Origin of the sequence: Zavarzinia compransoris (genome assembly GCF_003173055.1) — a bacterium.
GTDB lineage: Bacteria > Pseudomonadota > Alphaproteobacteria > Zavarziniales > Zavarziniaceae > Zavarzinia > Zavarzinia compransoris.
The window spans coordinates 756057-777864 of the sequence record NZ_QGLF01000002.1 but is presented as its reverse complement, the minus strand read 5'-3'; the positions used below and the strand labels follow the sequence as shown (position 1 = coordinate 777864).

Genomic DNA, 21808 nt, shown 5'->3' with positions numbered 1-21808 from the left:
CCCGGCCGCGCATGAGCCGGGCCCGGCGCAACCGTCTCGTCCTGGCCGCCATCGTGGTGCTGGCGGCGACCTATACCGGGGCCTCGGTCTACCTCGTCCGCGAGGTGGGCGAGGCCCGCGGCCTGATCGAGCACACCTATCGCACCGGCAGCTGGGCCGCCGTCCAGCTGGAACAGGAATTCGACCGCCTGCGCCTTGCCGGCCTGCGCCAGCAGTTGAGCGACACGGCGGAAGCCCGCGACGATTTCCAGATGCGCTACGAGATTTTCTGGAGCCGGGTCGAAGTCCTGGGCAAGGGGGTGGAGACCCAGGGCGTGCGCAACATGCCCGGCGTCGACGCCACGCTCCAGGCGCTGCGCGCGGCCCTCGTCGATCTCGACCGCCGGCTGGGCGCCGGCCGGGACGGGCTCGCCCGGGCGGAGGACGCGCCCCGCCTGGTCGACGAGACGCTGGCCGCCTTCGACTCCCCGGTCCGCGAAATCGTGCGCCGCAGCCTGAATCAGGACGAATTCGTCTACAACCGCGATACGCTGCATCGCTCCGCGACCCAGATCGCGGTGATGCTGGGAGCGCTGCTGGCGCTCGGCAGCGGCCTGATCCTGGTCGCCCTGACCCAGACCTCGCGCGCACGCCGGCTGCTGGCCGAGGCCGAGACGGCGCAGTTGCAGAACCAGCGCCTGGACCTTGCCGTCGCCATCTCCAACGACGGCATCGCCCTGACCGATGCCGCGGGCTATTTCACTTCGATGAACGAATCCCATTGGCGCCTGTTCGGCTTCGCCGGCGAGGCCGAGGCGGTGGGCAAGCATTGGAGCACGCTCTACGACGCCGCCGAACGCGACCGCATCGCCGGCGAGGTCATGCCGATCGTCATGCGGGACGGCCATTGGCGCGGCAATGCGAGCGGGGTCAATCGCCTGGGCCGGCCGGTCGAACAGGAAATCAGCCTGTCGCGCATGATCGACGGCGGCATCCTGTGCATCACCCGCGACATCACCCAGACGCTGGCCGACGCCCGGAGCCGCCGCCTGCTGGAAGAACAATTCCTGGTCGCCCAGAAGATGGAGGCGGTGGGCCGGCTGGCCAGCGGCTTCGCCCATGACGTCAACAATATGCTCGCCTCGATCAACGGCTATGCCGAACTGCTGCACGAGGATGCGGCGGCGGGCTCGCCCGCCCGGCGCTTCAGCGGCCAGATCCTGGCGGCGGCGAAGCGCGGCCGCGTGCTCGTCGACCGGGTCCTCAGTTTCAGCCGCCCCGCGGCCGAGACCAACCAATCCTGCGAGCTTCAGGCGACGGTGGAGGAATGGGCGGGCCTGCTGACCGGCGCCCTGCCCCATGACATCCGCATCCTGGTCGAGGGCGAGCGCGCACCGCGGACGGTGGCGCTGTCGTCGGACCACCTGATGCAGGTGCTGATGAACCTCGGCGTCAATGCCGGGGACGCCATCCGCAAGCCGCCGGGCCTGATCCGCCTGACCATCGCCGACGACCTCGACTGCGGCGACTGGCCCTCGGTCCGGCGAGGCAGCCGGTCGGGCCAGGGCCGCTTCATCCGGCTGCGGGTGGAGGACGACGGCACCGGCATTCCCGAAGCCCAGCTGGCCCGGGTGTTCGAACCCTTCTTCACGACCAAGCCGGTGGGCAAGGGCACCGGCCTCGGCCTTGCCGCGGTGCACCGCATCGTCGGCGGCGCCGGGGGCGAAGTCGTGCTGTCCAGCCGCCAGGGCCAGGGGACGCGCTGCGACCTGATCCTGCCCCTTGCCGATCCCGAGGCCGGCCGGACCGGGGTAGCGGCGGCCCCGGCGAGTGCCCCCTGGCGCATCCTGATCGCCGAGGACGACCCCATGCTGCGCGAGGCGACGGCGGAAGCCCTGGCCCGCGCCGGCCACGCCATCGAAATGGCGAATGACGGGGCCGAAGCCCTGGCCCGCCTCGTGGCCGCGCCCGGCGCCTTCGATCTCCTCCTGACCGACGAATTGATGCCGGCCATGCGCGGCACCGAATTGATCCGGGCCCTACGCCAGGCGGGGCTGGCCATCCCCGTCGTCCTGTGGTCGGCCAATATCGATCGCGACGGCCCCGATGTCGCCGACCTCGCGCGCTCGGGGGCCGGGGTCGAATTCTGCCGCAAGCCGACCTCGGCCGCGGACCTGATGACCGCCCTCGGCCGCGCCGTCGGTGCGCGGCCGGCGGCCTGACCGCGGTCAGCCGATCGGGATGCGCCGCTCGCCCGCGACCAGGGTGATGTCGGCGAAGACCGAAATCCCCTCGCCCCGGCCGAACAGGCTGTTGGCGATCAGCCAGACGCGCTTCACCCGTGCCGGCACCGCCCCGCCGATCGCGGCGCCGTAGTCGGCATGAATGTCCCGGCTCTCGGCCTGCCAGCGGCCTAGGCCGTCCGGGCCGCTGCGCAGCACGACATGGGTCTCGCGGCTCTTCCAGGTCGGCAGCGGGCAGCGGTAGACCGTGCCGACCGGCAGCGCCGCGCTCCAGTAATAGGTCAGGTCCTGGCCGTTGTCGTATTCGACCGCGATCGACATATAGTCGTGGCTGGGCAGCGAATCCTCGCGGAGATCGGTCGGCAGCCGGTCGACCCGCCAGTTCCATTCGAGCCGCAGCCCAGGTTCGAGCGCCGCATCGGCATCATATTGCAGAATGGCGACGTCGCGCCGCGTATGGCAGGCGATGGCCCGGGACTTGCCCGGTTCCTCGCAGCGGAAGAAGGTCTCGCTGTCGCCGAGGAACCACAGATGTTTCCAGCCGGCCGGCGGCTGGCGGCCGTTGCCGAGGCGGTCGAGTTCGCCCGCGACCAGCCCGGCGAAATCGCCGAGCGCGGCAAGGCGCTGCAAGCCTTCCTCGATCGGGACGGCCCAGACCAGGACCGCGACCAGGATGGTGCCCGAGACCTTGGCGTATTCAGCCGGATCGGTGCCCAGCCGGCCGTCCGGCGTCGCCCATTCGCCGGGGAAATAGCTGGCCAGGGACAATTCGCCCCCGGCCCCGGTGACCACCGTGGAATGGCTGTCGCGGGTGCCCCGAAAGACCGGCCCCGCGCCGATGCGCAGCCACATCTGGAAGGGCGGCGCCACCCAGATGTCGAGCGGTTTCGCCATGTCGGTGCGGCCGATGGCGAAGGTGGTGACGCGGTCGCCGGCGTCGAGGGTGATACCGGTCCCGGTCCAGGGCGCGCGGGTCGCCGGCAGTTCCACCAGCCGGGCATCGACCAATGTGCCCGCCGGCAATTGCTTCAGAACCTTGGAGAAGAAGCGGCGGAAGCCCTCGAGGTCGGGCGCGGGCTCGAGCCCGCCGCGAAAGCGCTTGGCCAGCCGGCGCAGGCCGAGCCGCGCGGCGATGCCGAGTTCCGTCGTCTTTGCCGGCGTATAGGCCCGCGGCAGGGCTCTTGGTGCTTCTGTCATGGCCGATCCATGGAACGCGGGGAACGGGGCGGTGCCAATAGCACTATAGGCCGAGGGCGAGTTTCGCCATGATGTTGCGCTGGACCTCGTTGGTGCCGGCATAGATCGACATGGCGCGGTTGTTCAGGTACTGCGCGATCAGGATCGGCGCCTCGCCCGGGCCGAAGGGCGTGTCGTTGGCGCCCGGCCGCGTCCAGCGGTGCTCGTAGGGCATGACCGCGTGGTCGAGCGCTTCGAGCCCCAGTTCGTTCACCCGCTGCATCAATTCCGTCCCTTGCGTCTTCAGCATCGACGATTCGGCCATCATCAGGGCACCCCGGCTGATGGCCGCCATCACCCGGTGCTCGGTCATGGTCAGGGCTTCGAGGGCGATCTCGGCCTCGACCAGGCGGTGGCGGAAACCGTGCTCGTCCAGGACGCCGGTCTCGGCCGCGATGCGCCGGACCCGCCGCAGGGAAACCGTGATGCCGGCGCCCCAGGTATTGCCGCGCTCATGCGCCAGCAGATATTTGGCCACGGTCCAGCCGTCGCCCTCCTCGCCCAGGCGGTTGGCCTTCGGCACGCGCACGCCGTCGAAGAAGACCTGGTTTACCTCGTGGTCACCGGCGATGGTGATGATCGGCTGGATGGTGATCCCCGGCGTATCCATGTCGAGCAGGAGGAAGGTGATCCCTTCCTGCGGCTTGCGGGTATTGTCGGTGCGCACCAGGGCGAACATGCGGTTGGCGAATTGCGCCTGGGTGGTCCAGATCTTGGTGCCGTCGATGACGTAATCGTCGCCGTCGCTGACCGCCCGGCATTTCAGCGAGGCGAGGTCGGAGCCCGAGCCCGGCTCGGAATAGCCCTGGCACCAGTAGTCGTCGCCCGACAGGATGCGCGGCAGGTAGAAATCCTTCTGGTCCTGGCGGCCATAGGCCATGATCACCGAAGACACCATCTTGAGCCCCATGGGGCTGAGGTGCGGGGTCTGGGCCAGCGCGCATTCGGTATCGAAGATATAGCGCTGGGTGACCGACCAGCCGGTGCCGCCGTATTCGACCGGCCAATGCGGCGCCGCCCAGCCCCGGGCGTGCAGGACCTTCAGCCAGCCGATATTCCAGTCCTTTTCCGAAAAGGCGCTGGTCGCGGCCCGGCCGGCGGCGCGCAGGTCGTCGGTCAGGCGGGTGGCCAGGAATGCCCGCACCTCGGCGCGGAAGGCTTCGTCCTTGTCGCTGAAACGCAGGTCCATGGCCCCGCTCTCCCTTGTGCGTGTTCTTGTTGTCGGGGCACAGAATGGCCGAGCCGGGGGCCCGGCTCAAGTTCGCGTTCGGTTACGTCGCGGCACCCTGGGCTCAGGGCCCGGCGCGCCGCGCCCTGCTCACAATTTCCTCGACCGTCGCCCTGATCCGGCCGGCGCCGAGCGCCTTGGCCGGGCGGGCGGCGACGCGGGCCGCGATTTCCGCCGCCTCGTCCGCCCGCGTCGTCGCCGCCTGCTTCAGCTCGCCGAGCGCGAGCGCCAGGAGATCGGCGAAATCCTCGATGTCGGGCAGGATCTCGCGGTCGCCGATCACGCCGAATTCGATGTGGTCGATATAGGACTGCACGGTGATGTTGATGCCGACCCCGTCCGCCGGGATCGAGACCGGGAAGATATGTTCCAGCCGGGCCCCGGCCAGATAGAGCGGGAAACCCGGCCCCGGCACGTTGGAAATCACCACGTTGAACACCGGCCGGTGCAGGTCGGCGATCTTGTAGCGGGAATAGAGCCGGGCCGCCCGCGCCGCCACCAGGGGGGCGGCGAACAGCGACCAGTCGCGCAGCATGTCGGCCGGCAGGGCCTTGTAGCTTTCCTTGGCGTCGCGGGTCGAATCCTTGATCGTCGCCACCCGCTCGATCACATCCTCGACATCGGTGGCGAGCGAGACCAGCATGGCGGAGACGCGGTTGTTCATCTCGCCCTTCTCCGCCTCGCTGCGCACGGAAATGGGACACATGGCGATCAGCGGCCGGTCGGGCAATTCGTCCCGCCCGGCCAGGAACCGGCGCAGCGCCCCCGAGCACACCGCCAGCACGACATCGTTCACCGTGCAGCCCAGCAGGTTCTTCACCGCCTTCACCTCGCCCAGGGCCAGGGTGCGGATGGCGAAGCGCCGGTGCGGGGTCAGGGCCCGGTTGAACGGGGTGCGCGGCGCCTGGAAGGGGGCCGGCGGCAGTTTCGCCCCCGGTTCCAGCGCCCGGCGGCCGACATTCAGCACGGTGCCGAGCACCTTGGGCAGGCGGCGCAGCATGGCGACCGGCTGGACCACGCCGTGAACGGCGGCGCGGGCCAGCACTTCGATCTCGTTGGGCGCGCGGTCGGGCACCCAGGGCCGGTCGGGCGGCGGCGTCTCGCGCGGTTCGGGCCCGAAGTCGAGCAGCGAGACCATCAGTTCCGTGCCTGCCACGCCGTCGATGCAGCAATGGTGGATCTTGGTATAGACCGCGACCCGGCCACCGCTCAGCCCCTCGACGACATAGAATTCCCACAAGGGCCGGGAACGGTCGAGCGGCCGGGAATGCAGCCGCGCCACCAGTTCCATCAGGGCCGCCTCGGTGCCCGGCGGCGGCACGGCGATATGGCGCATGTGGAAATCGAGGTCGAAATCCGCATCCTCGACCCAGAGCGGATGATCGATGTCGAGCGGCACGAACTGCAGCCGGCGGCGATAGGCCCGGGCCAGATGCAGGCGGCCGGCGACCAGGGCCTTCACCTTCTCGAAGAAGCCCGCCCCCGCATCGGCCGGCGGTTCCAGGATCAGCAGCCCACCCACATGCATGTGGTTGGTCGGCGTCTCCAGATAGAGAAAGGATGCGTCCAGGCCGCTCAGTCGTTCCATGCTCTCTCCCCGGGGGCCCGCGGCCCATTTAGCTTAGGGGTAGCGGGCCGCGCGGCGGCGATCAACGCGCTTCTGGTCAGGGACCGTCGCGAATGTCGCCGGGTTGGGGCATGGCGCTCGCGGAACGGGGGTTCAGGGTGGCGACCGAGGGCGTCGTCGGCATGGGCACGAAGGGGCCCTGGCGGCTGGTCGGCGGCGCCGCCCGCACCCGCATGCGATAGGCGGTGAAACTGGCCGCCAGGGCATAGACCACGGCGACGAAGAGGAACAGGCCCGCCGGCCCCATCGCCCCCATCAGCTGGCTGGCCAGCGGCGGCCCGACCACCGAGCCGATCGCCCAGCACATCAACAGGCCGGCGGAAACCCCGACCACCTGGTCCGGCTCGATGAAGTCGTTGGCATGGCCGACCGCGAGCGGATAGATGACGAAGGCCGCGCCGCCGTACATGAAGCCGAGGACATAGAGCGCCTCGGCCGATTTGCCGACCAGGGCCATGGCGACCGCCGCCAGCGTGGTCGCGACCAGGGCGCCGAACAGCACGGTGCGGCGGTCGAAATGATCCGAGGCCCAGCCGATCGGCCATTGCAGGGTCAGGCCGCCGATGAACAGCAGGGTCATGAACACGGCGATCTCGCCGGTATCGAGGCCGATCGACGAGGCGAAGGTCGGCCCCGCCATGGAAACGGCGGAATTGGCCGCGCCGCAGGCGATGGTGGCGACGACGCCGACCGGTGACACCGCCATCAGCCGGCGCAGGCCATAGCGGCTGGTGGCCGAGACCCGGGGCGCCTCCGCCCGCGACAGGGAGACCGGCACGAGGCAGAGGGCCAGCAGTACGCCTGCGACCATGAACAGGGTCGGCGCCGTCGGATCGGCGGAGGCGACCAGCGCCTGTCCCCCGGCATAGGACAGTTTGTCCGTGATCATGTAGCTGGCGAGCACGGCGCCCCGGGTCGCCATGGTCGAGCGGGCGTTCAGCCAGCTTTCGGTGACGGTATAAAGGCCGGCGGCGCAAAAGCCGGTGCCGGCGCGCAGCACCGCCCAGACATAGGGACTGTCGACCAGGGCCAGGCCGAGGGCGCAGGCGGTGGCCAGCCCGCCGAAAGCGGCGAAGGCGCGCACCGGGCCGACCGCGCCGATCGCCTGGCGCCCGAACAGGCAGCCGATGAGAAAGCCGAGCGGATAGCCGGTCAGCACGATCGAGACGAGATAGGACGGCACCCTGTCGAGCCCGAGGCGGATGCCGACCGTGGTCGCGACGAGGCCGGTGCTGGCCGAAACGAACGCAATGCCCACCAGTACCGCAGCCACTGCCGCCAAGGATCGCAGCATCATCTTCTCCCCGAAAGGCCCGGCAGTCTGTCCGCCGGCCGGAGGCTTCGCAAGCGGCGCGGCAGACAGCCCTGCCCTGCCGCCAACGGGCCTTGAAGGCGCCCATTTTCCGTGATTCAACAGTAAGATGATCCGCCCGGCAACCAAGGCCGACCTGCCGGCCCTGCTCGACATCGAAGCGCGTGCCTTTTCCGGCGACCGCCTGTCGGAGCGGAGCTTTCGCCACCTGCTGACCAAGGCCCATGCCCGCACCCTGGTCGCCGCCGAGGGCGAGCGCCTGCTCGGCTATGCCAGCCTGCTGTTCCACGAGGGCAGTTGGATCGCCCGGCTCTATTCCCTGGCCGTGGCGCCCGAGGCCCGGGGCCGGGGCCTGTCCCGCCGCCTGATGGATGCGGTGGTCGAAACCGCCCGGCAGGAGGATTGCGCCGTCCTCCGCCTCGAAGTGCGCGAGGACAATCTCGCCGCCCGGCGGCTTTACGAATCCCTGGGCTTTCGCCAGTTCGGCGCCCATGCCCGCTATTACCAGGACGGCGCCAATGCGCTTCGCCTCGAAGTGTCGCTGGCCGAGGCGCCGGCGCCGGCCGCCCGCCTTCTGCCCTATTACGCCCAGACCCTGGAATTCACCTGCGGCCCCGCCGCCCTGATGATGGCGATGCGCGCCCATGACCCGGACGCCGCCCTCGACCGGCGGGAGGAATTGCGCCTGTGGCGCGAGGCGACCACCATCTTCATGACCGCCGGCCACGGCGGCTGCGGCCCCCACGGGCTGGCCCTGGCCGCCTGGCGGCGCGGCTTCGCGGTCGAGATCTATGTCAACGACGTCGGCGCCCTGCTGCTCGATTCCGTCCGCGGCGACGAGAAGAAGGACGTCGTCCGCCTGGTGCACGAGGATATGGCCGAACAGGCCCAGGCCGCCGGCATCCCCATCCATCACGGCATGCTGCAACTGGCGGCCTTGGAGGAACAGGTCGCCGCCGGCGCCGTTCCTCTGGTGTTGATCTCGACCTGGCGCCTGGCGGGGCAGAAGCAGCCCCATTGGATCGCCGTTTCCGACCTCGACGATCATTTCGTCTATGTCAACGACCCGACCGTCTATGACGGACGCTCGGCGTCGGATTCCATCCGCATGCCGCTGCCCCGCGCCGAATTCGCCCGCATGGCCCGTTTCGGCCGCGGCCAGCAGCGCGCGGCGGTCCTGGTCAAGGGCCGCCGTTCCTGACCGATAGAACCCCGGAGGTTTCATGCCGTCCCATGCGATCGTCGTCGAGAAGCGCAGCGATTTCCGCTGGGACGACCCCGGCCAGCGGGTGATCACCGTCCTCGACTATCTCGACCATGCGGAAGAGCTGAAGCTCCGCAACGTGAAGGTGGTCAACCTCTGCCGCGACTTCGCCTATCTCTCGGTCGGCTATTATTGCTCGCTGCTGGCCGAGGCCCGGCGCGACCGGGTGATCCCCTCGGTCTCGACCATTCTCGAACTCGACCAGCGGCCGATCTACAAGGGGGCGCTGGCCGCCCTCGACCAGCACCTGCGCCGTGGCCTGAAGCACGGGCCGGCGGCGGTGCCGCCCGATGTCCTGCACATCCTGTTCGGCAAGACCGACGATGCCCAGTTCCAGGACCTGGCCGAAGAAATCTTCGACCGCTTCCGCGTGCCCCTGCTGAAGCTCGAAATCCAGCTGGCGGAGAGCGGCAAATACCGGATCGGCGCCATCCACGCCCTGTCGCCCAAGGAGATTCCGGCCGCCCTCGACGCGCTCTTCGTCGAAGCGCTGGCGGATTATACCCAGAAGCGCTGGGTGAAGCCGCGCCTGCGCGCGGTGCCGCGCTACGACCTTGCCATCCTGCACGATCCGGACGACCGCCTGCCGCCCAGCGATGCCCGGGCGCTGGCCAAATTCTGCCGCATCGGCGCCGAGATCGGCATGGACGTCGAACTGATCACGCGGAAGGATTTCGCCAAGCTGCCGCAGTTCGACGCCCTGTTCATCCGCGATACCACCTCGGTCCCGCATTACACCTTCCGCTTCGCCAAGAGGGCGGAGGAGGAAGGCATGCCGGTGATCGACGATCCGACCTCCATCCTTCGCTGCGGCAACAAGGTCTATCTGGCCGAACTGCTGCGCGCCAACGGCATCAAGGCGCCGAAGACCATGATCTTCGCGAAGAACCGCATCGACGACATCGAGAAGGAATTCGCCTATCCGGTCGTCCTCAAGATCCCGGACGGCGCCTTCAGCCTGGGGGTGAAGAAGGCGAATGACGCGGACGAGCTGAACGCCATCCTGAAATCCATGTTCCAGGACAGCCAGATGGTGCTGGCCCAGGAATTCATGTTCACCGAATTCGACTGGCGGGTCGGCATTCTCGACCGCCAGGTGATCTTCGTCTGCCAGTATTTCATGTCGAAAGCCCATTGGCAGATCGTGAAGCACGAGAAGGGCGGCGATTTCGCCACCGGCGCCGCCCGCAGCTGGCCGGTCGCCGAGGCGCCCCGGGCGGTGGTCGACACCGCCCTGAAGGCCGCCAACCTGATCGGCGACGGCCTCTATGGCGTCGATCTGAAGCAGAACGGCAACGGCGTCCACGTCATCGAGATCAACGACAACCCGAACATCGACATGGGGGTCGAGGATGCGGTGCTGAAGGACGAGCTATACCGCATCGTGTTACGCTCGTTCCAGCGCCGCATCGACCAGCGCCGCAGCGCGGGGTGACGGCGCCGGTTCCGCCGCGCGCCCCCCGGATGAGGGAGAAATACCGATGATCGCCCCGGCCCTTTGGTTCCAGGCGCTATGGCGGCCTCGTCGCCTGCGCCTGCCTCCTGTCCTTGCGATCGTGTTTCTGGCCGCGCTGGCGCCCCTGCCGGCAGTGGCGCAAACCCGCTACGACACGCCCTGGGCCGATGTCACGGCGCCGAGCGGTGGCGCGGCACGTGCGATCGGCGGCCCGTCGCGCGGCTGCATCGCCGGCGCCAGGCCCCTGGCGGCGGAGGGCGAGGGCTTTCAGGTCCTGCGCCGGTGGCGCAACCGTTATTACGGCCATCCCGATCTTCTCGCCTTCCTCACCCGCCTCGGCAAGGCGCAGGCGGCGGCGAAATTCGGCCCCCTGCTGATCGGCGACATGGCCCAGCCGCGCGGCGGCCCCATGGCCACCGGCCACCGCAGCCATCAGACCGGGATCGATGCCGATATATTGTTCACCCCCGGGCCGATGGCGCCGGCGGCGCGGGAAAGCCTGACCGCGCCCCCCTCCATGCTGCTGCCGGGCGGCAAGGGGGTGGATCTCAAGCGCTTCGGCCCGACCCAGGTCGCCATGCTGCGCCATGCCGCCCGCGATCCGGCCATCGCCCGCATCTTCGTCAATTTCCACCTGAAGAAGCGCCTGTGCCAGAGCCTGCCGCCGGCCGAGCGCGCCGAATGGCTGGGCAAGGTCCGCCCCTGGGCCGGCCATGACGAGCATTTCCACATCCGCCTGCATTGCCCGGCCGGCAGCGCGCAATGCGAGGACCAGGACCCGATCCCGGCGGGCGACGGCTGCGACGACTCGCTGGAAGCCTGGTTCCGCCCGGCGCCGCCGCCCGATCCCAATGCGCCGAAGCCGCCGAAGCCGCGCCTGCCCGTGCTGCCCGCCGCCTGCGATGCGGTGCTGACGGCAAAATGATGCGAATCAGGCCCGGCTGATTCAGAATCGGCTCCGGCGCAATTCGCGGAGACGGGCCGCCATGGGAATCAACCGCCGCCATCTCGTTGCCGGGGGGCTGGCCCTGCTGGCCGGGGCCTGTGCCGGCACGCCGCCGCCGGTCACCGCCGGCGGCCGCCGCCTCGACTTCGGGGAAGAGATGGACGACGGCACCAGGGTGGTGGTGCCCGCCGGCCTGGAGCCGGAGGGCCGGGCCGCCGTGGTCTTCCTGCCGGCGACCGACGGCACCGCGCCCCAGCTTTACCGCTATTACGCCGAGATGCATGCCGCCCGGGGCGGCTTCGTCGCCTTCCTGCCGCCCGGCTCGAGCAGTGCCGCCGACTACGGCAGCGGCGAGCGTTTCGCCGCCACCGTCGCGCTTTGGGACGAGCGGGTACGGGAACTCATGGGCCGCCATCGCCGGCGCTTCGCCGTCGATCCGGCCCGGGTTGGCCTGGCCGGGTTTTCGCTGGGCGGGGACTTGTCCTGGGCCCTGGCCCAGACTTCGCCCGAAGCCTATTGCGGCGCCGTGGTCATGGGCAGCCGCTGCGGCTATCGCGCGCCCCATGCCCTCAGCCTGCTGGCCTTTCGCGGCTTTCGCTTCGCCCTGATCCGGGGCGCGGACGAATCCGGCGCCAGGGCCGGGGGCATGGCCGCCGCCCGCCGCCTGCTGGCGGACGAGGGCATCGCCCATTTCTACGACGAAGTGCCCGGCGCCCATGTCCGGGCGCCGCCGCCGGCCTTCATGCAGGCGGTCGATTTCATCCTGGGCCCGGCGCCGGTCGCCGGCCGGCCTATGGCTCGAACGCTTGGATGAAGAGGATGGCGAGATCTTCCGCCGGCTCGAAATCGCGATAGTCCAGGGTGAAGGTGGTCGGGCTCGTCTTCTTCACCCCGGTACCGCAGAAGGAGACGATGGCATCCGGGCGGACCTTGTCCACGGTCAGGCGGAAACGGCCGATCGGCCCCGCCCAATTGGCCCCGGACGACAGCACGTAATCGACGATCCAGACCCCGGCCTCGACCTCGTCCAGCTTGAAGCGCTTGAGGATGCTCGCCCGCGTGCCGGCGTCGACGCAGAAGGGGGCGATGAATTCCTTCTCGTCGAGCATGCCCTCGTAGAGGAAGGACATGCCGACCACCGGGCGGTAGCGGTGCTCCACCTCCAGCCGGCCGGGCGGGAAGACTTGCGGCCAGTAATAGGTGGTGCGCAAGGTCCATTGCGGCACGTAGAAGGTTTGCAGGCCCTGGCCGACATCGAATGTCTCCGCCGCCAGCAGGCCGGCGGCGATCAAGTCGTCGCGGGTGGCCGGCGCCAGGCGGTAGAGGGGCCCCGAGCGGTCCAGCAGATCCGGCACCAGGTCCAGGAGACCCGCCGCCTTCAGGCGCCCGGTCACCTCGGCGCCCTTGAAGACGGCACGATATTCGACCGCGGGCACCACCGGCCGGCCGGCCACGGCGACGGTGAAATCGATGAAATTCGCCTGTCCCGGCGCGGGCAGCGTTACCGGCTGGGCATCGCCCGCGCCGAGGTCGATCGCGGGCAGGGGAAAGGCCACCAGTTTCTCGATCGGGGCCGCGGTCGGGTTGTCGAAGACGTAATGGACCCGGATCTCCGCCGGGCTGATGTAGAGGTCTTCCTCCGCCATCACGATATCGCCGGCTTCGATCAGCGTCAGGCCGCCGGCACCCAGCGCCGCCGAGGAGTCATTGGCCGCCGCCGGCCCCGCCAGCGCCAGGGCGGCGACCAGGCTGCCCCGAGCAAACCAGGATGTCATATCGTCCCCCCGAAACGGCAAACGGGGCCCGCAGGCCCCGTCCATCATAGCGCGTTTCGCTGGAAAAGATCAGGCGCGGCCCTTGGCGCCCCAGGTGCGCACCGGGCCGGTGTCGACATGGACGAAGCCCGAGCGGCGGTAGAAGCCGACCCCGCCCTCGCCCATGGCGACGGCGGTATTGTAGATGCCGCGGAGATCCCGGCCCGGCAGGCGGATGTCCAGGGCCATGCCCTGGATGTGATAGGAATTGCGCGCCACGCCGCGGCTTTCCGAGGCGCGCTGGGCATTGGTGCGCGGCGCCCGATAGGCCGAGACGATCTGGATCTGGGTGCCGGCGATATCCATCTTGTGGCTGATCGCGGCGAGAAGATCGAAAAGCTGCGGGTCGATGCGGTGGACTTCATTCGCCCGGTGATCGCGCAACAGGATGTTCAGCTTCTGCAGGGCATCGGGAACATAGCGGCCGTCGCGCCAATAGACGCTGGTGAAGCTCTCGCCGGTGTTCATGTTCTTCAGCGACAGCTTGCGCGGGCCGCCGATCGCCGCCAGCGCCTCGGCCGGCTTCAGCAGGCCGCCGGCAGCGGTCGCCGCGACCAGACCCAGGCCGACGCCCAGCAGGCGGCGGCGGGAATGGTCGACGGTTTCGGCAGCAGCGCTGACCTTCACCGGCTTGTCCAGGGAACTGCACGGCAGCGAACTGAGGGGCGCGACGGTTTCGGAGGCCAAGGCCTTTTGCCTGGACGCAAACGCATCCACGCGGCGGAACAGTCGCTCGAACGCCATTTCCTGCACCCTCTGTTACCGATCGCCGGTTGCCCGACCGTGCGACCACCTGCCCGTATCAGCGTCTCGCGCGACGCCTTGTTTTTCCCATCGAATCGCCGGTCTGGGCCAGCGACGTCATGAGAGTACTCACGGTTTGCGGTGTGGCAACCCTGATACAGTGAACAAACGTTAAATTTGGGAGAAATTTTTCCCCGCAACTGCGCCATTCGCGCCACACCCATTCAGGGGGTCGCGGCCGCGGACGAAAAACGCAACGAGGGATAGGAATGAACCCGAGGCGCAACCGCGAGCCGCAGGCCGCGGCGGCGGTTGCGTCAAGCCGCCTTACATATTTTCGGCGAGAAGGGCCGGCCGGGCCAGCCCCTTGTCGATGCGGGCATCGATGCCGTAAAGGTCGTCGCGGAACTGGGGCGTCCCCGCCGCATCGACCCAGGCGGTGACATAGGTCAGGCGCACGCCGATATCATGCACGACGCTGACATGGGTGGTGGAGGTCGAGGTGGCGACCAGACTGTCCATCCGGGCCCGATCCCAGCCCGGCACGTCGCGCAGCAGGCGGGCGCCCAGGCTGAAGGGATCCTGCACCCGCACGCAGCCGGAGCTGAGCGCGCGCATGTCGCGGGCGAAGAGATGCTTGTCCGGCGTATCGTGCAGATAGACGGCGTAATCGTTCTGGAAATTGATCTTCAGCCGGCCGAGCGAATTGCCGGCCCCCGGCGCCTGCCGCAGGCGATAGGGGATGGAGCGGCTGCGCGGCACCTGGGTCCAGTCGATGGTCGCCGGATCGACCGGCTGGCCGCCGTAATAGACCGTATAGCCGTGGGATTGCAGATAGGTCGGGTCGTTGATCTGCTTGCGGACGATATCCTCGCCGGCATTGCGGGCCGGCACGCTCCACGGCGGGTTGAGCACGAGGTTGGTGACCTTGCTTTCCAGCAGGGGGGTCTTGCGCTCCTTGCGGCCGATGACCACGGGCACGGTCATGGCCAGCACGCCGTCCTCGTAATAGCGCAGGGTGAATTCCGGCACGTTCACGATGATGCGGTTGGGGCCGAGGTCGGCCAGATGCTGGCGCTTGCGTTCGAGATTGACCAGGAGTTGGCGGATCCGCCCCTCGACCGGCACCGCCATGTAATCGAGGGTCAGCTTGCCGATGACGCCGTCCGTCTTCAGGCCGTGCCGGCTCTGGAAGCGCTTGACCGCGGCCACCAGCTCGGGGTCGTAGTGATTGGCGCCGCCGGCCGCGGGGCCCGCCCCGTCGGTCACGGCAAGGCGGGCGCGAATGGCGGGAATGCGGCCGTCGTGCGCGCCCGGCTCGATCTTGGCGCCGCCGGTCGGCACCGACGGCCAGCCGCCGGCGGCGGCAAGGGCGCGGTAATCGGCCAGCAACTGCCGCAGCGCCCGGTAATCCGCGTCCTGGGGACCGGTGGCGGCGACGGCGGCCACCGGATCGGCGGCGGTAACGGCCGCCAGCAGCACGGCGACGGCATCGACCGGCTTGCCCAGTTCGCGCATGTCCACCGGCAGGCGCACGGCGGCAAGGCCGGCGCCGTTGCGGTCGGCGACATAGCGGATCAGCGTATCGGTCAGCAGCACTTCATAGGTGCCCTGCGCCCCTTCGGCCAGCAGCCCGGCCAGGCGGCCGAGCGGGTAGCGGGCGGGGTCCAGCCCCTCCTCCCCGGCGCCGGCGACCAGCGCCAGCAGGGCCGGCACGCTGGCAGCCAGGCGGCCGCTGCCGGTCCAGAGCGGGGCCACCCCGGCCTGGGCGTAGAAACGTTCGACGGCCGCGCGGTCGATGGTGCCGGCGCGGGCCGGATCGAAGGCGAAGGCGCCTTCCAAGGTGGCGCCGCCGGGCAGGGCCGGCACCGGCGCGGCGGCCGTGGCGGCGGGCGCTGCCGCATCGGGCTCGGCCTCGTCGATGCCGGTGGTGCGCGGTTCGTCGGAGTCGCCCTGGCCCGGATCGGCCGCGGCGGGCAGCGCCGGCGGCGGCACCGGCACGGCGGTGGCGACGGTCGGCGGATGCACGGGCTCGACCACGGGGGCGACGACGGCAGGCGCCGGCGCACTCTCCGGGGTGAGGATCAGCGGCCCGGACTCGACCGGCTGCACCCCTTCCGCCCGGGCGGCGGCCAGGGGGCCGGCGACGGCGATCCCCAGGCTGAGGGCGGCAACGGTGAAAGCTCCAGCGGTTCGCATGGTCAGGCCTCGGGTGACAGTGCCGGTTTCGGCGACAGCGCATTCTGGAACATCACTTGAACATTGCAAGTAACGGCGATCACACTGCCGCCATCCTCCGCTCCCTGTTGCGGAATAGGCACAGGCTCTATCGTGCCCGCAGATGGGCGGCAAACCAGCCCAGCCCGGCAAGGGTTCCCGCCCGCGGCACATACTCGCAGCCGACGAAGCCGCCATAGCCGATGTCGTCCAGCAGCCGGAAAATATGGCCGTCGCGCAACTCGCCGCTGTCCGGTTCGTGGCGCTCCGGCACACCCGCGACCTGGATGTGGCCGATCACCGGCAGCAGCCGGCGCAGCGCCGCGGTCACGTCGCCGTGCAGGATCTGGCGGTGGAAGATATCGAACTGAAGGCGCAGGTTGGGCAGGCCGAGATCGGCGATCAGCGCCTCCGCATAGGGAAAATCGTCGAGGAAATAACCCGGCATGCTGCGCCGGTTGATCGGCTCCAGCAAAAGCTCGATCCCCGCCGCCGCCAGCCGTTCGGCGACATGGCCAACGGCGGCGCGATAGGCCGAGACCGCGGCCGGATCGGCCCGGTCGGCGATTCCCGCCATCAGGTGCAGGCGCCGGGCCCCGGTGGCCGCGGCATAGGAAAGGGCAAGGTCGACGCCCCGCCCGATCTCGGTCAAGCGGCCCGGCAGCGCGGCCAGCCCCCGCTCCCCCGCCGCCCAATCGCCCGGCGGCAGGTTGAACAGGGCCTGGGTCAGGCCGTGGCGGGCCAGGCGGGCGGCGATCGCCGCTGCCGGATGATCATAGGGAAAGAGGTATTCGACGGCGGAAAAACCCGCGTCCGCCGCCGCCGCGAAGCGGTCGAGGAATGGCCATTCGGTGAACATGAGGCTGAGGTTGGCGGCGAAGCGCGGCATCCCCCGCCCCCTGTCACTGCGCCGGCAGGCCCAGCCGGCGCAGGGCGCCCGCCAGGATCACCTCGGCCAGATGGCCGTAGTCGCCGTCGAAATGATGGCTGCCCTCGGTGACCACCACCTCGACCCCGCCGGCGGCCAGGCTGCCGCAGATCGCCTCCTCGTCGTCCCGGCCCTGGAGGCATTGGACGGCGGCGGCGGGGATGCGGGCGATTTCCGGCCGCGTCGGCGCGGTATCGTCGTTGCCGCCGAGGAATTCGCCGATCGTGACCTCGAAGCTGGTCTTGTCCGAGAGGCCGAGCAGGGAAAGCTGGAACACGCTGCCCCGCACCTCCGGGGGCAGGAGATTATAGAGTGCGGGCAAGAGGTCGGCGCCGAAGGAATAGCCGACCAGCACCACCTTGTCGGCGCCGAAGACCCGGCGGTAATGGGTGATGAGATGGGCGAGGTCGGCCGCCGCCTCCGCGGCGCTGCGCCGGCTCCAGAAATAGCGCAGCATGTCGAGGCCGACCGTGGGCACGCCATGGTCCTGGAAATATTGCGCCACGTCCTTGTCGAGATCGCGCCAGCCGCCGTCGCCGGAATAGACGATGGCGAGGAAGCCATGGGCCGGCGCCGCCGGCAATTCGGTCACCGGCAGGGCGGCGGTGCCGTCGCCCGGCCGCGTCTTCTCCACCTCCTGGAGCAGGCGGACCGCCAGCGCCTCGCCCGGGGGGAGCGAGATCTTGCCGGGCTTCACCCCGGGCAGGCCGGCGGCGGCATGCACCGCATCGACGAAGCCGCGGCGCTGCGACGAGACCGCGGCCCCGCCGATATCGACCGCTTCGGTGGGCGGGCAGACCGGCTTGTCCGTCGCGCGGGCCGGTTCGGCATCGACGGCGACGACGCCGGCAAAGGTGGCGGCGCGGGCCTGGCGGGCGATGTTCAGGGCCAGCGTCGCGCCCTCGCCGATGCCGGCCAGCCAGGGCAGGTCATAGGCCGGCAGGTCCAGCCGGCGCTGCGCCTCATGGCTGACGTCCTGGGCCGACCATTGGGGCGAGACGCAGGCATCGCCCTCCCCGCCCATGCGGGCGAGTGCTGCCGGCAGGTCGATGCCGATGACGAGGACGCCGCCCTGGGTGAGCAAGCGGGCGACGGCCATCGCCCGCTCGTCCCAGCCCTCGCGGTCGGAGATCAGGATGGCGACGGCCCGGGTCTCGCCCAGCGCCGGCAGCAGCCGCGCCCTGGCCAGCAGGCCGGCGTCGAGGGCGCCGTCGTCCGCCCGCGCCGACGCCGCTCCGGCCAGGATCTGGGCGACCAGCGCCAGGACCAGCAGGATCATTCGCCTCATTTCGCCACCACCCCGCGCCAGCCGCCGCTGATCAGAACCGTAACATCGGTCAGCGCCAGCATCGGGTTGATGCCGCCCGCCACCGCCAGGTAACGCGCTTCCCACACCGGCTGGAACTTCGCCTTGAAGTGATGCAGGCCGGCGAAATTATAGAAGCGGTCGCCATGGTCGAACACCGCCCGTCCCACCCGGTGCCACAGGCTGGCCGCGCTGCTTTCGGAAAGGCCGGACAGCGGCGCCATGCCCAGGCTGAAGCGGCGGTAGCCCTGGTCCTTGAAATGGAACAGCAGGCGCAGGAACAGATAATCCATGCTGCCGGGCGGAGCGTCGGGGGTGAAGCGCATCAGGTCCACGCTCGCCTCGTCCTTCTGGCCGGTCATCATCAGGCTGGCGAAGGCGACCGGCTCGCCGTTCCTGGTCAGGATGGCGACGGGTTGCAGGGCCAGATAGGCGGGATCGAAGGCGCCGAGCGAGAAGCGCTTCTCGCGCACCTCGTGCGCCGCCAGCCATTGGTCGGAAATCCGCCGCAGCAGGGGCAGATGGTCCGGCACCTCGGCGGCGGGCAGCAGGGCGAAGCCCAGGCCCTCGCGTTCCGCCCGGTTGTAGGCATGGCGGAGGTTGGCCCGTTTCGAGCCCTTGATGTCGAAGCCGGCCAGCTCGACCATCGCCTCCTCGCCCAGCTTGAAGGCATTGAGCCCGGCATCGGCATAGAGCGCCAGGTTTTCCGGCGCCACCTGATAGAAGGCGGCGCGCCCGCCGGCGAAGCGGGCCGCCTCGACGAAGCGCCAGATCAGCCCGGGCCAGGACGGCCGCGCGCCCACCGGATCGCCCATGGCGATCCACGAGCGGCCCTGGCGGCCATACATGATGAAGGCTTTGCCGTCGTCGGAGAACATCAGGCTCTTGTCGCCCATCAGGGCCAATTGCCCCTGGGTGCGCGGCTGGGCTTCGACGATGGCGCGGGCCCGGGCGAGGTCGGCGGCCGAGGCCGGCGCCGCCCGCGGCGCGAAGGGGCGCAGCAGCGACCAGGCGGCAACCGCCCCGGCGGCCAGGGCAAGGCCAAGCAGGGCGCGCAGGCCGCGCGGCGCCTCGGCCGAGAATTCGAACTGCCACCAAAGCTCGTGGGCGTAGTCGATGTCCTTATAGACGAAGAGCAGCACGGCAAGCGCGGTCACCAGCAGCACGGCGACGGCGATCAGCCAGCGCGCCCCCAGCGCCTGGTGGATCAGCGAGGCCGGCCGGTCGAAGGCGGCGCGGGTCGCCAGCAACAGGAGGAACAGCAGGCCGAGCAGGCCGGCCTCGACCAGCGCGATGCCCTTGACCAGCGACAGCACCATGGCGGCCGGCGCCAGCACCGCCGCCAGCAGCCAGGCGCCGTCCAGCCGGTAGACCAGGCCGCGCGCCGCGATCATCAGCAGGAGGCCGAGCACGCTGGACAGGAAATGCGCCCCCTCGACGATCGGCAGGGGCAGGTAGGCGGCCAGCAGGTCGAGATTGCCGTCGACGGCCGGGGTGACGCCGGAAAAGACCAGCATGCCGCCGAGGACCAGGGTCAGCGCGCCGAGCACCGTCGGGACCAGCCAGCGGCCGGTGCCGAACAGCCCGCTCGCCGCCAGCTTCAGGGCGGCCCGGCGCGCCTCGATCGCCGCGACCAGCACCGCCGCCAGCAGCAGCGGCACGACATGATAGATCACCCGGTAGAGCAGCAGGGCGCCCAGCACCTGCCCGGTGTCGGCGGCGGGACCGACCAGGGCGACGATCACCGTCTCGAAGACGCCGAGCCCGGCCGGGACATGGCTGAGCACGCCGAGCCCGATGGCGACCGCATAGACCGCGATGAAGCCGGTCCAGCCGGTGTCGACCGGCGGCAGCAGGATATAGAGGACGGAACCGGCGGCGGCGATATCCGCCACCGTCGCCGCATATTGGACCAGCAGAAGGCGCGGCCGCGGCAAGGCCAGGACGAGGCCACGGAGCTTCAGCCGCGCCCCGCGCGCGGCCAGCACCAGCAGGACGGCCGGCACCGCCAGCAAGAGGAGGCCGGCCGGCCGCAGCAGGCCCGCCGGCAGATCGAGGCCCGGCGCTGCCCCGGCCACCACGAGGCCGAGCCCGGTGGTGGCAAGCAGGCCGAGGCCGAAAGTGGCGGTGACGAAGCCGACGACCTTGGCCACATCCTCCGGCTCCAGCCCGTGGGGGGTATAGAAGCGATAGCGGATGGCCCCGGCGGTCAGCGGCCCGAAGCCGACGGTATTGCCGACCGCATAGGCGCAGAAGGAGGCAACGCCGACCACCGCCGGCGGAATCCGCCGCCCGACATAGGCAAGGGCGGTGCCGTCGTAAAGGGTCAGGGCCAGGAAGCTCGCCGCGGTGCAGCCGAGGGCGGCGGCCAGCGTCCCCGGCGAGGCCGAGCGCAGGGCCGCCGAGACGTCGTCGTAGGAAATCTCCGCGGCCAGGTGGGACAGGGCCACCCAGGCCAGCGCCGCCACCGCAACCGTGATCACGCCGGTGACCAGGACTTTCATGATGCCGCCACCTCGAGGGGCCAGGCGCCCCGGTGTCAGGCGATTATACGCGAGGCGCCGGCAAGGCAAGAGGCCCCGAGAGGCGGCCCCGATTCCCCTTGTCTCTATTCGGCGTCCTGGCGCAAAGTCGTCACAGCCGGCCCCTGCTCCCCGGCCCTTCCCGTTCAGAGTCTCCGCAGCCTGCCGTCGCCAGCGCTCCAACTCTTGTGGAGGATGAGATGACCGCGTTCAATGTCGTGCGCTTCAAGGTCAAACCGGGCATGGACGATGCCTTCCTCGACGCGCACCGGGACAGCGTCGCCGGCTGGCCGGGGCTCCGCCACGCCAACATCATCAAGACCGGCGACGGGCGCTATTGCATCATCGCCGAATGGGACAGTGCCGAAGCCCTGGCCGCCGCCCGCCCGCACATGATCGCCACCCTCGACGGCTTCCGCGCCACGCTGGACGACCTCGGCGGCGGCCTGGGCCTGACCGATCCCGCCTCCGGCCCGGTCGTGCTCGCCCTGAAGTGACGGCGCGAATCACCCGGCCGTCCCGGCCGGCCGCCGCCGGATAGCCCCTGGCCCTTGCCAGCCCCGGCGTGCTCTTCGGCGCTGCGCGGCCGCGAGGCCAGAGCGCGAGATATCCGCCCTGCGCGCTGCGGATCTCCAAGAGCTTCTACCAAGGATCGGCAGTCGCCACCCTACAGCCTTCGAAGTCCTTTATATTGCGGGTCGCCCGGCGGAACGGCGGAGGGCGCCGATTTCTGAATAGGCTTCGGCGGCAGCGCTGTCGAAAGGCAGTATGCGCGAGCGAAACTCCTCGCGTAGCAGGCCGTCGATGGCCGCCGTCAGCGCCCACCGACGCTTTCCGTCGGCCATGATCGCGACACCAAGACGGAGTTCGGCTTCCGTGATTGCCGTCAGATAGACGTCGGCGCCGTTCTATGCCGCCAGCCAGTTTTCGACTTTGGGCTCCGGCGATGGGCGCAGCAGTTCCGAGATGACGTTGGTGTCGAGAAT

Annotated in this window: 16 protein-coding genes; 6 read left to right on the top strand and 10 right to left on the bottom strand. The window is 69.9% G+C overall.

What is annotated here, in order from left to right; translation table 11 throughout:
* The first annotated feature begins 11 nt into the window (after positions 1-11).
* Positions 12-2201 carry a hybrid sensor histidine kinase/response regulator gene (locus DKG75_RS09475; protein WP_109920831.1) on the top strand — a complete coding sequence of 730 codons (2190 nt, stop codon included), beginning with the start codon at positions 12-14 and terminating at the stop codon, positions 2199-2201.
* 6 nt (positions 2202-2207) lie between these two features.
* Here DKG75_RS09475 and DKG75_RS09470 read toward each other — a convergent pair whose 3' ends face one another.
* The 4 genes from DKG75_RS09470 to DKG75_RS09455 form a co-directional block, all read right to left on the bottom strand.
* Entirely contained in the window at positions 2208-3419 is a 1212-nt protein-coding gene (locus DKG75_RS09470) for a DUF3047 domain-containing protein (RefSeq protein WP_166646385.1), read from the bottom strand.
* A gap of 43 nt (positions 3420-3462) precedes the next feature.
* Complete coding sequence (locus DKG75_RS09465) at positions 3463-4647, bottom strand: acyl-CoA dehydrogenase family protein (RefSeq protein WP_109920829.1); 1185 nt, start codon at positions 4645-4647, stop codon at positions 3463-3465.
* A gap of 103 nt (positions 4648-4750) precedes the next feature.
* Positions 4751-6274, bottom strand: a complete 1524-nt coding sequence (locus tag DKG75_RS09460; RefSeq protein WP_109920828.1) for a WS/DGAT/MGAT family O-acyltransferase — start codon at positions 6272-6274, stop codon at positions 4751-4753.
* Between the two features lie 76 nt (positions 6275-6350).
* Positions 6351-7610: an MFS transporter gene (locus DKG75_RS09455; protein ID WP_166646386.1), complete on the bottom strand. Its 1260-nt coding sequence runs from the start codon at positions 7608-7610 to the stop codon at positions 6351-6353.
* Between the two features lie 124 nt (positions 7611-7734).
* Here DKG75_RS09455 and rimI point away from each other — a divergent pair, with 124 nt between their 5' ends.
* The 4 genes from rimI (at position 7735) to DKG75_RS09435 (ending at position 12105) form a co-directional block, all read left to right on the top strand.
* A complete protein-coding gene (gene rimI, locus DKG75_RS09450; protein WP_109920826.1) occupies positions 7735-8826 on the top strand; it encodes a ribosomal protein S18-alanine N-acetyltransferase in 1092 nt (363 codons plus the stop codon).
* Between the two features lie 22 nt (positions 8827-8848).
* On the top strand, positions 8849-10324 hold the full coding sequence (locus DKG75_RS09445; protein WP_109920825.1) for a RimK family protein: 1476 nt from the start codon (positions 8849-8851) through the stop codon (positions 10322-10324).
* Positions 10325-10370: 46 nt separating this feature from the next.
* A complete protein-coding gene (mepA, locus tag DKG75_RS09440; RefSeq protein ID WP_109920824.1) occupies positions 10371-11270 on the top strand; it encodes a penicillin-insensitive murein endopeptidase in 900 nt (299 codons plus the stop codon).
* Positions 11271-11331: 61 nt separating this feature from the next.
* Entirely contained in the window at positions 11332-12105 is a 774-nt protein-coding gene (locus DKG75_RS09435; RefSeq protein WP_109920823.1) for an alpha/beta hydrolase, read from the top strand.
* On the opposite strand, the gene DKG75_RS09430 is transcribed toward DKG75_RS09435, so the two are convergent.
* The 6 genes from DKG75_RS09430 to mprF form a co-directional block, all read right to left on the bottom strand.
* Positions 12083-13066: a DUF4424 family protein gene (locus tag DKG75_RS09430; protein ID WP_166646387.1), complete on the bottom strand. Its 984-nt coding sequence runs from the start codon at positions 13064-13066 to the stop codon at positions 12083-12085. The two genes, DKG75_RS09435 and DKG75_RS09430, sit on opposite strands and share 23 nt — an antisense overlap.
* 69 nt (positions 13067-13135) lie before the next feature.
* Positions 13136-13792, bottom strand: a complete 657-nt coding sequence (gene mepK, locus DKG75_RS09425; RefSeq protein ID WP_208111978.1) for a peptidoglycan L,D-endopeptidase MepK — start codon at positions 13790-13792, stop codon at positions 13136-13138.
* 384 nt (positions 13793-14176) lie between these two features.
* Positions 14177-16048, bottom strand: a complete 1872-nt coding sequence (locus tag DKG75_RS09420) for a L,D-transpeptidase family protein (RefSeq protein WP_109920820.1) — start codon at positions 16046-16048, stop codon at positions 14177-14179.
* Positions 16049-16175: 127 nt separating this feature from the next.
* Positions 16176-16955 (bottom strand): 2-oxo-tetronate isomerase, encoded by a 780-nt coding sequence (gene otnI, locus DKG75_RS09415; protein ID WP_109920819.1) that lies wholly within the window; start codon positions 16953-16955, stop codon positions 16176-16178.
* A 13-nt stretch (positions 16956-16968) separates the two neighbouring features.
* Entirely contained in the window at positions 16969-18273 is a 1305-nt protein-coding gene (locus tag DKG75_RS09410; protein ID WP_133636825.1) for an AcvB/VirJ family lysyl-phosphatidylglycerol hydrolase, read from the bottom strand.
* 5 nt (positions 18274-18278) lie between these two features.
* The gene (gene mprF / locus DKG75_RS09405; RefSeq protein WP_109920817.1) at positions 18279-20804 is read right to left on the bottom strand and encodes a bifunctional lysylphosphatidylglycerol flippase/synthetase MprF; all 2526 of its coding nucleotides are present in this window, start codon (positions 20802-20804) and stop codon (positions 18279-18281) included.
* Positions 20805-21022: 218 nt separating this feature from the next.
* On the opposite strand from mprF, the gene DKG75_RS09400 reads away from it, so the two are divergent.
* Positions 21023-21319 carry an antibiotic biosynthesis monooxygenase family protein gene (locus tag DKG75_RS09400; protein ID WP_109920816.1) on the top strand — a complete coding sequence of 99 codons (297 nt, stop codon included), beginning with the start codon at positions 21023-21025 and terminating at the stop codon, positions 21317-21319.
* Positions 21320-21808 lie beyond the last annotated feature (489 nt).

Excerpts from the sequence above, each read along its gene's own strand:
- DKG75_RS09460 (WP_109920828.1), bottom strand. The coding sequence starts at position 6,274 with ATGGAACGACTGAGCGGCCTGGACGCATCCTTTCTCTATCTGGAGACG.
- otnI (WP_109920819.1), bottom strand. The coding sequence starts at position 16,955 with ATGCCGCGCTTCGCCGCCAACCTCAGCCTCATGTTCACCGAATGGCCA.
- DKG75_RS09475 (WP_109920831.1), top strand. The coding sequence starts at position 12 with ATGAGCCGGGCCCGGCGCAACCGTCTCGTCCTGGCCGCCATCGTGGTG.
- rimI (WP_109920826.1), top strand. The coding sequence starts at position 7,735 with ATGATCCGCCCGGCAACCAAGGCCGACCTGCCGGCCCTGCTCGACATC.
- DKG75_RS09435 (WP_109920823.1), top strand. The coding sequence starts at position 11,332 with ATGGGAATCAACCGCCGCCATCTCGTTGCCGGGGGGCTGGCCCTGCTG.
- DKG75_RS09445 (WP_109920825.1), top strand. The coding sequence starts at position 8,849 with ATGCCGTCCCATGCGATCGTCGTCGAGAAGCGCAGCGATTTCCGCTGG.
- DKG75_RS09465 (WP_109920829.1), bottom strand. The coding sequence starts at position 4,647 with ATGGACCTGCGTTTCAGCGACAAGGACGAAGCCTTCCGCGCCGAGGTG.
- DKG75_RS09470 (WP_166646385.1), bottom strand. The coding sequence starts at position 3,419 with ATGACAGAAGCACCAAGAGCCCTGCCGCGGGCCTATACGCCGGCAAAG.
- mprF (WP_109920817.1), bottom strand. The coding sequence starts at position 20,804 with ATGAAAGTCCTGGTCACCGGCGTGATCACGGTTGCGGTGGCGGCGCTG.
- DKG75_RS09430 (WP_166646387.1), bottom strand. The coding sequence starts at position 13,066 with ATGACATCCTGGTTTGCTCGGGGCAGCCTGGTCGCCGCCCTGGCGCTG.
- DKG75_RS09400 (WP_109920816.1), top strand. The coding sequence starts at position 21,023 with ATGACCGCGTTCAATGTCGTGCGCTTCAAGGTCAAACCGGGCATGGAC.
- DKG75_RS09420 (WP_109920820.1), bottom strand. The coding sequence starts at position 16,048 with ATGCGAACCGCTGGAGCTTTCACCGTTGCCGCCCTCAGCCTGGGGATC.
- mepA (WP_109920824.1), top strand. The coding sequence starts at position 10,371 with ATGATCGCCCCGGCCCTTTGGTTCCAGGCGCTATGGCGGCCTCGTCGC.
- DKG75_RS09410 (WP_133636825.1), bottom strand. The coding sequence starts at position 18,273 with ATGATCCTGCTGGTCCTGGCGCTGGTCGCCCAGATCCTGGCCGGAGCG.
- DKG75_RS09455 (WP_166646386.1), bottom strand. The coding sequence starts at position 7,610 with ATGATGCTGCGATCCTTGGCGGCAGTGGCTGCGGTACTGGTGGGCATT.